Source organism: Glycomyces halotolerans, assembly GCF_054779575.1.
Map to the genome: position 1 here is coordinate 1 of NZ_BAAGXZ010000014.1, position 11,619 is coordinate 11,619.

Sequence of the window (11,619 nt, forward strand, 5' to 3'; positions counted from 1 at the left end):
CTTGCGTCGCTGCGGGGCGGTGATCAGGTGCGGCGCGGCGGCCTCGGTCGGGGCCTCGACGCGGTCGACCGGGGCCGGGCCGTGATCGCCTGTCGGCCCGTGCGGCTCGGTCGGCTGCGGGGCGGGGCCGTCGGGCCGATCGCCGTGGGCCTGCTGGGCCGGGCCGTCCGGTGCGGGGCCGGTCTGGTCGGGGCCGCCGCCGTCGTCGGGGCCGTCCTCATCCGATTCGGGCGGTTCGGGTTCGTCGTCGCCGAGGAGGCGGTCGAGTTCGTTTTCGTCGATGCCGGGGTCGTCGAACGGTCCCCGGCGGCGGCGGTGCGGCAGCGCCAGCAGGCATGCGGTGCGCACGTCGGCGCGGGTGACCTCGGTGCGGCCGTCCCAGGCGGCAAGCGCGGTGGCGGCACGTGCGGTGACGATGTCGGCGCGCAGGCCCTCGACCTCGAAGGCCGCGCAGACCTCGGCGATGCGGACGAGCCAGGATTCGGGTAGGCCGACCTGGCCGAGCAGAGCCCGGGCGGCGGCGAGGCGTTCGGTGAGGCGCTTCTCCGCCTGCTCGAAGCGTTCGGCGAAGCGCTCGGGGTCGGCGTCGAAGGCGAGGCGGCGGCGGACCACTTCGGCGCGTTCGGCGGGATCGGCCGGGGCGGTCACCTCGACGGTGAGGCCGAAGCGGTCGAGCAGTTGGGGGCGCAGTTCGCCCTCTTCGGGATTCATGGTGCCGACGAGTTGGAACCGGGCCGCGTGGCGGGCTGAGACGCCTTCGCGTTCGACGTGGTTCCAGCCCATCGCGGCGGCGTCGAGGAGCGCGTCGACGAGGTGATCGTCGAGCAGGTTCACCTCGTCCACATAGAGCAGTCCGCGGTGGGCGCGGGCCAGGAGTCCGGGTTGGAAGCTGCGCCAGCCGTCGGCGAGGGCCCGTTCGAGGTCGATCGAGCCGATGAGTCGGTCTTCCGAGGCGCCCAAGGGCAGTTCGACCAAGGGGGTGGGCCGCCATTGCTCGGGCGCGTCGGCGCAGCTCGGGCACAGTTCGGCGGGATCGTCGGGCGGACAGTTGTAGGAGCAGCCGACGCGGGTGGCGATGTCGGGCAGCAGGGCGGCGAGGCCGCGCACGGCGGTGGACTTGGCCGATCCCTTGGAGCCGCGCACGAGTACACCGCCGATACGGGGGTCGACCGCGCCGAGCAGGAGCGCGGTGCTGAGCCGGTCCTGGCCGACGAGGGCGCTGAACGGGTAATTCACTCGGTGCCTTCCTCTCCTCGGTCTTCTACCGCGCCTTCGGCTTCGAGGTGGGCCCGGCGCAGTCGGTCGAGCAGCTCGGGGTCGGGTTCGGCCCACATGCCCCGTTGGACGGCTTCGAGGAGCCGTTCGGTGATGCCGTGCAGCGCCCAGGGGTTGGACTCCTCCATGAAGGAGCGCACGTCGTCGTCCATGACGTAGGACTGGGCGACCTTGGCGTACTGCCAGTCCTTGACGACGTTCGCGGTGGCGTCGTAGCCGAACATGTAGTCGACGGTGGCGGCCAGTTCGAAGGCGCCCTTGTAGCCGTGGCGCTGCATGCCGGCGATCCAGCGGGGGTTGACCACGCGGGAGCGGACGATCCGGTCGACCTCCTGGCCGAGGGTGCGGGCGACGGGGCGGGACGGGTCGGAGGAGTCGCCGATGAACGCCTCGGGTGCGGCGCCGGTCAGGTGGCGGATGGCGGCGATCATGCCGCCGTGCTCCTGGAAGTAGTCGTCGGAGTCGAGGATGTCGTGTTCGCGGGTGTCGGTGTTCTTGACCGCCACCTGGACGCGTCTCAGGTTGGCGTGCAGGTCGGCGTGGGCCTCGATGCCGTCGAGGCCGCGCCCGTAGGCGTGCCCGGACCAGACGGTGAAGACCTCGGCCAGGTCGGCGGTGTCGCGCCAGTTGCGTGCGTCGATGAGCGGCAGCAGGCCGGCCCCGTAGGCGCCGGGCTTGGCGCCGAAGATCCGCGCGGTGGAGCGGCGGGCCGCCTCGGTCTCGCCGACGCCTTCGCCGCGGAGGCGTTCGCGGTCGGCCAGCGCGTGGGCGCGCACGAAGTTCTCCTCCGATGGTTCGTCGAGGGCCGCGACCGTCTCGACGGCCCGGTCGACGAGCGCGACCAAGTGTGGGAAGGCGTCGCGGAAGAAGCCCGAGATGCGGACGGTGACGTCGATGCGAGGACGGCCCAGCTCCTCCAGGGGGATCACGTCGAGGCCGGTGACGCGGCGGGTCTCCTCGTGCCAGGTCGGGCGGACGCCGAGGAGGGCGAGGATCTCGGCGATGTCGTCGCCGTGGGTCCGCATGTTCGCGGTGCCCCACACGACGATGCCGACGGTCTCGGGCAGGCGCCCCTGCCGCTCGGTGTGGGTCTCCAGGAGGGCGTCGGCGAGCTTGACGCCGACCTCCCAGGCGAGTGGGCTGGGCAGGCCCTTGGGGTCGACGGAGTAGAAGTTCTTCCCGGTGGGGAGTACGTCGAGTCGCCCGCGGGTGGGCGAGCCGGAGGGCCCGGCGGGCAGGTACTCGCCGTCCAGTCCGGACAGGAGCCGTTCGATTTCGGCCGCGGAGGCGCGTACGCGCGGCACGACCTCGTCGCACGCGAAGCGGAGCACGTCGGCGACGGGGGCGGCGGTGCGTTCGAGAACGTCGGCGACGATCCCGTCGACGGCGTCGGCCGACCATTCGGCTTCGGCCACGGCGTCGACGAGGCGTCCGGTGAGGGCGTCGACGCGGTCGAGGACGTCGCCGCGGGTGGTGGTCGGGCCGGGGGCGAAACGGGCCAGTTCGGTGCAGTCGATACTCATGCGGCGGCCGCCGTCGCGGGTCAGCTCGTCCTCGTCGAGGCCGAACTCGGCGGCGACGGTGGCGCGCAGGCCGGGCGTCTCCCCTTGGGGCAGGCGCAGTATGGCCCGGACCAGTCCGCGCAGCTGCTCGCCGTCGGGGGGCGAGCCGAGGATGTGGAGGCCGTCGCGGATCTGGAGGTCCTTGATCTCGCAGAGGTGGCCGTCGACGTGGACGATGAGTTCGCCGAAGTCCTCCGGATCCTCGGGCATGGCCTCGACTTCGAGCTCGCGGGCGATGTCGGCCTCGACCAGGAGCTCCCAGACCTGCTCGCGGATGGCAGGGAGTTTGCTCGGGTCGAGCAGTTCGAGCTCGGCGTACTCGTCGAGGAGCTGTTCCAGCCGGGTGAGGTCGTCGTAGGTCTCGGCGCGCATCATGGGCGGCACCAGGTGGTCGACGATGACGGCGTGGGCGCGCCGCTTGGCCTGGGTGCCCTCGCCGGGGTCGTTGACGACGAAGGGATAGAACAGGGGCACGTCGGTGAGGGCGGCGTCGGTGGCGCAGGAGGCCGAGAGGCCCACGCCCTTTCCCGGCAGCCATTCGAGGGTGCCGTGCTTGCCGACGTGGACGATGGCGTCGGCGCCGAAGACGCGGGTGAGCCACCAGTAGGCGGACAGGTACTGGTGGGTGGGCGGCAGGTCGGGGTCGTGGTAGATCGCGACGGGGTCGTCGCCGAAGCCGCGCGGCGGCTGGATCGCCATGACCACGTTGCCCATGCGCATGGTGGCGGTGACCAGGTGGCGGCCGTCGGGGGTCAGCAGGACCTCGCCGGGCGGCGGCCCCCATTGGGCCTCCACGGATTCGCGCAGGTCTTCGGGGAGGCGCTTGAACCAGGTCTCGTAGTCCTCGACGGGCAGTTTGGCGTCGGCGGCGGCGAGCTGGGCGTCGGTGAGCAGGTCGGCGTCGAAGCCGCCCCGGTCGATCAGGGCGTGGATGAGGGCGTCACCGTCGTCGAGGAGCCGTTCGTCGATGTCGCCGAGGTCGTATCCGGTCTCGCGCATGCGCCGCAGCAGGGCCGCGCAGGAGGCGGGGGTGTCGAGGCCGACGCCGTTGCCGATACGGCTGTGCTTGGTCGGGTAGTTCGACAGGACCAGGCCGATCCGCTTCTTCGAGCGCGGGAGTCGCCGCAGGCGGGCGTGTCCGGCGGCGATGCCCGCGACGCGTTCGGTGCGTTCGGGGTCCGGCCGGTAGCGGACGAGGGGGCCGCCGATGCGGTCGTCGTCCTCGGTGAGCTCTTTGAAGGAGAACGGCACGCCGATGATGCGGCCGTCGAACTCGGGCAGGGCGATCTGCATGGCGGTGTCCATCGGGGACAGTCCGTTGCTGCTTTCGGCCCAGGCCTCGCGGCTGCCGGTGGAGGCCAGTGCCTGGATGACGGGGACGCCGAGCCGTTGCAGGGCCTCGGCCTTCCACGTCGCGGTGTCGGACGCGTTCGCGCCTCCCATGGCCAGGACGGTGAGCAGCAGGGCGTCGGGGTGCACCGCGGCCTCGTCGAGCATGGACAGCAGGCCGACGCGGCCTTCGGCGTCGGGCCGCAGCGAGTAGCAGTGCAGGCCGATCGCCTGGGCGCCTCGGGCTTCGATCGCGTCGATGAGGGCGTCGACGAACTCGGTGTTGCCGCTGACGAGGTGGGACCGGTAGAAGACCACGCCGATGAGCGGCCGGTCGGGGTCGACGGCGGCCAGAGGTTCGGGATCGCGGGGATGGTAGGCGCCGTGGTCGGGCAGCTCGGCGGGCGCTTCGAAGCCGAGCCCGGTGAGCAGCAGCGTGTCCGACACGAACCGCAGCAGCTGCTCGGTGTTGCCGATCCCGCCCAGCCGCAGGTATTCGAAGGCGTGGGCGACGGCGGCGGTGGGGGCGGTCGACAGGGAGGTCAGCTCGGCGTCCGGCGAGCTCTCGCCCGACAGGGCCAGCAGCGGGACATCGGCCTCGACGCAGCGGCGACGCAGCGAGTCGAACAGCTCGGGGAACGCGGCCCGGCCGCCCAACAGGCGCACCACCACCGCCTCGGCGTCGGCCAGGGCCGCGTCGAGCCAAGGCCCGAGGTCGTCCTTCGGGGCGCGGGCGGGGTTGAGAGCGCGCACGCGCGGGGCGCCTTCGGGGAGCCGGTCGACGGCACCGGCCGCGGCGAGGATCTCGGTGTCGGCGGTGCTCAGCAGCAGGATCGTGGTCAATGCGACTCCTCAGTCCACATGCGAGGTCGTGGCGCGCCTCCCGGAGGGGCGACCGGCAGCCCGGCCGGGGCCCCGCGGGTGAGCAGGTCTTCCAGCGCGGCCGTGTCGAGGTGTTCGGCGACCAGGTCGCCGAGGCGGTCGAGGCGGCGCTCGCGGACGGCGGCGAACGGTTCGGCCCCGGGCCTCCAGTCGAGTCCGGCGTCGCGGGCGATGCGGCCGAGCAGTCCCCTGCGGACCTCATCGTGCTCGAGGACGCCGTGCCAGCTGGTACCCCACACCGATCCCGCGACGCATCCCTCTTCGGCGCCGGAGTCGTCGAGCAGCCACGCTCGACCGCCCTCCACTTTGGGGCGTCCGTGGTGGATCGAGTAGCCTCCCGCCGTCGCGCCGCCGAGGCCGGGCGCCGTGCCGGTGTGGAGCGCGAGCGTCTTCTCCTCGAAGAACTCGCAGGTCACCGGCAGCAGTTCGAGTCCGGGCACCACTCCGGCCCGCGATTCGACCTCATCGGTGATCTCCCGCCCGAGCATCTGGTAGCCGCCGCACACCCCCAGTACGGGTCCGCCGGAGGCGGCTCGGTCGCCGATCGCATCGGCCAGGCCGGTGCGGCGCATCCATCCGAGGTCGCCGACGGTGTTCTTGGTTCCGGGCAGGATGACGAGGTCGGCGCGGCGCACGTCCTCCGGGGAGACCGTGAAGCGGACGGTCACGCCGGGCTCGGCCGCGAGGGCGTCGACGTCGGTGAAGTTGCTGATGAGCGGCAGGCGGACCACGGCCACTTCGATCCGGTCCGAGCCGACCGGCGCCAGAACCGGCAGCGTCCGGTCCAAGGCGAGGGAGTCTTCGGCGTCGAAATCGAGACCGTCGGCGTGCGGGAGCACCCCCAGGCAGGGGCGGCCGGTGAGCCCGCGGAGCTGTTCGAGGCCGGGTTCGAGGACGGCCGGGTCGCCGCGGAAGCGGTTGATGACGAAGCCGGCGACCAGCGCCTGGTCGGCGGGCTCGAGGAGCGCGAGCGTGCCGTACAGGGCGGCGAGGGCCCCGCCCCGGTCGATGTCGGCGATGAGGACGACGGGCATGCCGGCCGCCCTGGCGAGGCCCATGTTGGCCAGGTCGTGGGGACGCAGGTTGATCTCGGCCGCGCTTCCGGCGCCTTCGCAGACCACCGCCTCGAACCGTCCCTTGAGGTCGTCGAGCGCGCCGAGGACCGCGGGCATGAGGACGCGTCTGCGGGCGTGGTAGTCGCGGGCGCCGGTGTCGAAGGCCGGTCTGCCCATGACCACGACCTGGCTGCGGTGGGCGGCGGTGGGCTTGATGAGGATGGGGTTCATGGCGGTCTCGGGAGGGATGCCGCATGCCGCGGCCTGGGCGGCCTGGGCGCGGCCGATCTCGCCGCCGTCGGCCGTCACCGCCGCGTTGAGCGCCATGTTCTGGGCCTTGAACGGTGCCACCGTGATGCCTTGGCGCGCCAGGTGGCGGCACACCCCGGCGGTGATGACGCTCTTGCCGACGTCCGAGGCGGTGCCGGCCAGCAGGATGGCGCCGCTCATGGGCGCCTCCGGCAGATGAGGGCGGCGCCGACGGCGGCCGCCGCGCTGACGGCGGCGGCCAGCCGAATCGCGTGGCGCAGGTCGGCGACGGTCGGCGCGGGTCCGTCACCGAGGGCCGGGCGGGTGTCGGTGTGCCCGGGATAGCGGTTCTCGCCGCCGCCGAGGGTCCGGCCGAGGGCGCCTGCGAACGCGGCCTCGACCCGCCCGGCGTTGGGGCTGGGGTGGCGGTGGCCGTCGCGCCGCCAGACGCGCAGTGTCCGCTTCGGTGAGCCGCCGACCAGCGGGGCGAGCCCGACCGCCAGCGCGGCCGAAAGCCGGGCCGGGATCCAGTTCGCGGCATCGTCCAGTCGGGCGGCGGCCCAGCCGAAGCGGCGGTAACGCGGCGACTTGTGCCCGATCATGGCGTCGAGGGTGTTGGCGACGCGGTATCCGGCGAGGCCGCCCGGCCCGGCGACGGCGCCCCACCACAGCGGGGCGACGACCGCGTCGGAAGTGTTCTCGGCGACCGATTCGACGGCGGCGCGCACCAGTTCGGCCTCGCTCAGATGCGAGGGATCGCGTCCGCACAGCGACGACAGGCGTCTGCGGGCGTCGTCCAGGTCGCCTCGTTCGATCACGGCGGCGATCCCCGCCGCCTCGCGGCGCAGGGATCGACCGCCGATGACGGTCCAGGCGAGGGCGGCGGTCCAGGCCGCGCGCGTCCAAGGACGGCGTTCGACGGCGGTGTGCGCGGCGGCCGCCAGGGCCGCGCCTCCGGCTACCAACGCTCCGGTGTGGACCGCGCCGGACAGGCGGGAATCGCGGTAGGTGAGCCGTTCGAGCGCGGCCGCGGCCCGCCCGAGTCCGGCGACGGGATGGTACCGGCGCGGGTCGCCGAGCAGCAGGTCGGCCGCGTACCCGGCGAGGAGCCCGAAGCCGTGGGGACTCACCTGCGGCCCCCTGTCGGGTCGGTGTTGACGCTGCGGACGGTCCACCGGCCGGAATGGCAGTGCAGGACGGTGGCCGAGCACGGGTTGACGTCGAGTCGCCAGAACGCCGAATCCAGCGCGCCCAAGGCGGCCACCACGGCGGCCTTGATGGGACCGCCGCTGGTGAACACCACGGTGTCGGATCCGGAGACGCCGTATGCGGCGAGCCCTTCGCGCACGCGTGCGGCCAGATCGGCGAGCGACTCGCCGCCGGGCGGGGCGGTCCGCGGGTCGTCCAGCCACGCTTGGAGCCGGTCCGGCTGACGCTCGCCGATCTCGTTCAGCGTCGCGCCCGCCCACTCCCCGAAATCCAATTCAGACCATCGGGGATCCGGCTCGGCGTCCTCGAACCCGGCGAGGACCGCGGTATGGCGACAGCGCCGCACCGGCGCGGTGGCGGCCCGGGACGCCTCCAGCTTGCCGAGCAGCCCGGCCGCCTCCAGCTCCCCCGCTCCGTCCAAGGGTTCGTCGAGGGGAAAGGCGTGGCGGCGGGTCGCGGCAGTCGGAGCATGGCGGACCAGAATGAGCCTCGCGAACGCGCTCACGTGGACTCCCGCTTCGCGTCGCGGTGCCACAACCAGCCGAAGACGACGGCGAGACCGAGCCACAGGATCGCCTGTGTCGCCATCGATGCCAACCTGAAGTCCCACAGCAGATCGGCCGGCGCCTCGGCCTGATCGCCATTGGCGGGCAGCGTGAAGAACAACGCGCCGTACAGCAAGACGGCGACCACGCCGACCAGCGTCTGGCGCGGCACGTCGTCCATGCCGCGGCGGCGGAGCCATCGCGAAGCCGCCCACAGCAGCAGGGCCATGGCCGCCGAGGCGCCGATCGCGACGAGGAACCACGTCGTCCTCGCTTCCACCGTCGACGGGTCTCCGACCCCGGGAGGGTTGGACGGGTACTTCAGGCCCGGGAACAGGGCGATCGCCGCCCACACGGCGACGCCGAAGGCGAGGGCGCCCTTCCAGCGGTCGCGAGAGTCCCTGGCGACGAAGGCGAACACGAGCCCGAACAGGCCGCCGTAGGCGGCGCCGAGCAGTGCGGTCCCGACCGGAAGCAGGGCCTGCTGCGCGGTGCGGGAGACGGTGAATTCCTCACCGTGGTCGTGGGCGGCCTCGGCCGGTCCGTGGGCAGCGGATTGCGCCCGCTCCTCGAGTTCGATGGCCTCCTGGAGGGGGACCTCTCCAACGAGCAGCGCGAACGCCCCTGCGACCAGACCGGCTGCCAGCCCCGCCGCGAGTCCGCGGCGAACGCTGTCGGTGATCATCGACAGGTCAGTGGCACGGGAGTCCGAGCAGGTGACGGGCGTCGTGGAACGCCTCGTGGAGCACCGGGCTCCCACCGGTGAGCGTGCCCTGCTCGAAGCCGACCAGGAACATCAGAGCGCTCATGGCGAGCACCGTCAGCGCCATCAGGCCCCATCGGGGCGCGGTTCGGGTCGCAGCACCAATAGCCGTCATGTCGACCTCCTCGGGGATCCTCGTCCCCTCAGTCGTGACAGGAAGCCGCAGTCTTCTGGCTCTCGGATCAACGCCGTCCGCCCGACCTTCCCGGGCCCGAAGACCCAGTGGCCGCGCTCCGTCCGGCCGGAGCTCTCAAGAGCTCCGGGGCGGGCGACTCCCCGAATACAGTGGCGGGACCGCCGCAGAATCACACTGCGTTCCTAGCCGCTTCCGTCGAAGGAAGCATGAAACTACCGCACTCTGCACGCCATGTCCACCCCTGCCCGTCTCGACCTCGTGGAAAAAGCCTCCGGGCGATCGCCTTCCCCGGCTTCATGCTCGCCCTGCTCCTGAGGCACGGCCAACAGCAGCGAACCTGGAGGACTGGCTCTAGAGGACATACAAAAGGCCCTGGTAACCAGGGCCTCTGATCCTCCCCGCGAACAGGCTGCTCATCCCGCCACAGGGCCTTCGACTCCCCTCCGACCGGCTCGGCGACGTCTCCGAGACCGCCGCCGGTCGTCGATGAGGGCTTCGGTGTCCGCTTCGGCCGGTCAGGTGCCGATCCGGGGGAACGGCTTGGTGGAGAAGACGACTTCGACGCTCACCTCGAAGTACTCGGCGATCTTGAGCGCCAGATGGAGGCTCGGGGAGTATTCGCCGCGTTCGAGGTAGCCGACGGTCTGGTAGTGGACGCCGAGCGCGTCGGCGAGCTGGCGCCGCGAGATGCCCCTCTCGGCGCGCAGCACGGCGATGCGGTTGTACACGACGTCGTCGGCCACGGTCTAACCCCATTCCTGGTACATCTTCTCGCGCCGCTGAGCCACGGAGGAGCCCGATTCTCGGCGGGCCATGCGGCTGAGCAGCTTCGGAGCCAGCGCCATCGAGGCGACCGCCCAGACCGCGAGCACGGCGAACATCGTAAGGGTCCGCCAGCTGTGGCCGATCTCGACCGCCGCGGCGGCGTCGGGCAGCAGCGCGTGCCGCATCCCCAGGCCCGCCCAGTAGAGCGGGAACACCTGCCCGATGGCCTGGAGCCATCCCGGCAGCGCCGTGATCGGGTAGAAGATCCCCGAGATGGCGATGAGGCCCATGAACGGCAGCATGACCAGGCCCATGTTCTGGGGTTTGTCGATGAGCGCGCCGAGGACCGCCCCGACCGGGATGGTGGAGGCGATGCCCAGCAGCAGGACCGACAGGAACATCAGCCAGCGGTCCGGGGAGGTGAATCGGAGACCGTCGAACAGGAGCAGTCCGGTGACGAGGATGACCGACACGGTGATGGCGGTGAACATCGCCAGCGAGACGGTGTTGCCGACCAGGTAGCCGGTCATGCCGCCGGGCATGGACTTGGCGCGCAGGAGCGTGCCGTTGGTGCGGTCCATGACCAGGATGCCGACGACGCCGAACACGCCGCTCCAGACGATCATCATGCCCATGAGGCTGGGCATGTTCATGGCCCCGAGGCCGACCGGGGAGTCGTCGATCTCGACGCCCCGCAGAAAGGCCAGGACGAGCACGGCGATGCCGACCGGGAGGACGTACCCGAACACGTCCGAGGGGGTCGTCAGGGAGATGCGGGTCTGGATGAGCGCCCGGCGCCAGCCGGTCTTGTAGGCGTGCAGGGTGGGGTTCATTTGGTGGCCTCCTGAAAGCTGTCCACGGCGGCGTCGGCCTGGCCGGCCTCGAACTGCGCGACCAGGGTCAGGTAGGCCTCCTCCAGGCTGGCCCGGTGGATCTCCAGGTCGGTCACGGCGCCCTCGTCGGTGGCGAGGAGCTTGCGGGCGAAGGCGGTGGCGTCCTCGGTGGCGTGGACCTGGACTCGCCCGTCCTGCATCCACGTCACCTGCGCGGTGGTCGCGGCGGCGCGGGCGAGCGCGTCGGGCGAGCCGTCGGCGATGATCCGGCCGCCGGCGAGGATGAGGATGCGGTCGGCGAGCTTCTCGGCCTCGGCGAGGTCGTGGGTGGTGAGCAGGATGGTGGTGCCCTCGAGGTCGGTGAGGCCGTGGATGAGGTCGTGGAATTCGCGGCGGGCGTGCGGGTCGAATCCGGTGGTGGGTTCGTCGAGGAACAGCAGGGCCGGCCGGCCGACGATGCCGCAGGCGACGTCGAGGCGGCGGCGCTGCCCGCCCGAGAGGGTCTGGATGCGCTGGCGGGACTGCTCGGCGAGGCCGACCAGTTCGAGCAGTTCGTCGGCCTGCCACGGTTCGGTGTAGGGCCGGTAGTAGTCGGCGAAGTGGGCGAGGAGGTCCCGCACCCGCCATTTGCCGTTGTCGCGCCATTCCTGGAGAACGATGCCCATGCGGGCGCGCCAGCGCTCGTCGCCGCGGGCCGGGTCGGCGCCGAGGACGTCGACGTCGCCGCCGGAGCGGGCGCGGAAGCCTTCGAGGATCTCGACGGTGGTGGTCTTTCCGGCGCCGTTGGGCCCGAGGAGCGCGGTGACGCCGCCGTGGCGCAGCTCGAAGTCGATGCCGTCGAGGACGACGTTGTCGCCGTAGCGCATCCGCAGGTCGGATACGGCGATGGCGGGGCCCTCGGATGGGGAGGCGGGTGCCATGGACTCCTCCGTCACATGGATCGGACAGTTGATAGCACTCATGCTACATACTGTCCTAGTGTTCGGCAATACCGAGGGAGTACCGCTGCCGGATGC

At 72.0% G+C, this 11,619-nt stretch carries 10 protein-coding genes and 1 riboswitch; all 10 genes read right to left on the bottom strand.

Annotation, left to right across the window (positions count from 1 at the left end):
- Nucleotides 1-1,236 (bottom strand): ATP-binding protein (locus tag ACYVL2_RS12745; protein ID WP_460543823.1); only part of this gene is annotated, 1,236 nt, incomplete at its 3' end.
- Nucleotides 1,233-5,009, bottom strand: a complete 3,777-nt coding sequence (gene cobN / locus ACYVL2_RS12750; protein ID WP_460543825.1) for a cobaltochelatase subunit CobN — start codon at nucleotides 5,007-5,009, stop codon at nucleotides 1,233-1,235. The genes cobN and ACYVL2_RS12745, both read right to left, overlap by 4 nt.
- Nucleotides 5,006-6,553 (bottom strand): cobyric acid synthase, encoded by a 1,548-nt coding sequence (locus ACYVL2_RS12755; protein ID WP_460543827.1) that lies wholly within the window; start codon nucleotides 6,551-6,553, stop codon nucleotides 5,006-5,008. The genes cobN and ACYVL2_RS12755 overlap by 4 nt, the downstream gene beginning before the upstream one ends.
- On the bottom strand, nucleotides 6,550-7,482 hold the full coding sequence (locus tag ACYVL2_RS12760) for a cobalamin biosynthesis protein (protein ID WP_460543829.1): 933 nt from the start codon (nucleotides 7,480-7,482) through the stop codon (nucleotides 6,550-6,552). The genes ACYVL2_RS12755 and ACYVL2_RS12760 overlap by 4 nt, the downstream gene beginning before the upstream one ends.
- A complete protein-coding gene (locus ACYVL2_RS12765; RefSeq protein ID WP_460543831.1) occupies nucleotides 7,479-8,066 on the bottom strand; it encodes a histidine phosphatase family protein in 588 nt (195 codons plus the stop codon). Before ACYVL2_RS12765 ends, ACYVL2_RS12760 begins: the two co-directional genes overlap by 4 nt.
- Nucleotides 8,063-8,791: a CbtA family protein gene (locus ACYVL2_RS12770; protein WP_460543833.1), complete on the bottom strand. Its 729-nt coding sequence runs from the start codon at nucleotides 8,789-8,791 to the stop codon at nucleotides 8,063-8,065. Before ACYVL2_RS12770 ends, ACYVL2_RS12765 begins: the two co-directional genes overlap by 4 nt.
- A 7-nt stretch (nucleotides 8,792-8,798) precedes the next feature.
- Nucleotides 8,799-8,984, bottom strand: coding sequence for a CbtB domain-containing protein (locus ACYVL2_RS12775; RefSeq protein ID WP_460543835.1), 186 nt, complete (start codon nucleotides 8,982-8,984; stop codon nucleotides 8,799-8,801).
- Nucleotides 8,985-9,015: 31 nt separating this feature from the next.
- Nucleotides 9,016-9,232, bottom strand: a riboswitch (cobalamin riboswitch).
- A 288-nt stretch (nucleotides 9,233-9,520) separates the two neighbouring features.
- On the bottom strand, nucleotides 9,521-9,748 hold the full coding sequence (locus ACYVL2_RS12780) for a helix-turn-helix transcriptional regulator (protein ID WP_460543837.1): 228 nt from the start codon (nucleotides 9,746-9,748) through the stop codon (nucleotides 9,521-9,523).
- Between the two features lie 3 nt (nucleotides 9,749-9,751).
- The gene (locus tag ACYVL2_RS12785; RefSeq protein ID WP_460543840.1) at nucleotides 9,752-10,603 is read right to left on the bottom strand and encodes an ABC transporter permease; all 852 of its coding nucleotides are present in this window, start codon (nucleotides 10,601-10,603) and stop codon (nucleotides 9,752-9,754) included.
- The gene (locus tag ACYVL2_RS12790) at nucleotides 10,600-11,523 is read right to left on the bottom strand and encodes an ABC transporter ATP-binding protein (RefSeq protein WP_460543843.1); all 924 of its coding nucleotides are present in this window, start codon (nucleotides 11,521-11,523) and stop codon (nucleotides 10,600-10,602) included. Before ACYVL2_RS12790 ends, ACYVL2_RS12785 begins: the two co-directional genes overlap by 4 nt.
- Nucleotides 11,524-11,619: the final 96 nt, after the last annotated feature.